1 protein-coding gene is annotated in these 327 nt (G+C 80.1%); it reads left to right on the forward strand.

Annotated features, from left to right (window positions below; genetic code table 11):
• A partial coding sequence (locus GTW08_RS16395) for a hypothetical protein (protein WP_202417252.1) occupies nucleotides 1–327 on the forward strand: 327 nt, incomplete at both ends.

Raw genomic sequence — 327 nt, forward strand, 5'->3', positions numbered from 1 at the left:
CCTGGTCTGGGATCCGGCACGGGCCCGGCCGGGTGCCGGCGGGCACACCGGGGTCTCCCCCGCGGTCGGTGCGGTCGCCGCGAGCACGGGCCTGGTCGTCTCGGCCGGTCGCCGCTCCGACGGGCTGCTCGCGCACGATCCGGCCACCGGCGCGCGTCGCTGGAGCGTCCCGGCCGGTGCGGGCCCGCTGTGGTTCGACCCGTCCGGGACGAGGCTGTTCGCCGTCACCGGGACCGCGACCGTCGAGGAGCGCTACGCGACGACCGGGGTGCGGGCCGGCGCGGTGTCGCTGCCCGGCCGTGTGCTGGCCGGGCGGGGCGCGCTGGT

The organism is Pseudonocardia sp. SID8383, from assembly GCF_009864975.1.
GTDB classification, from domain to species: domain Bacteria; phylum Actinomycetota; class Actinomycetes; order Mycobacteriales; family Pseudonocardiaceae; genus Pseudonocardia; species Pseudonocardia alni.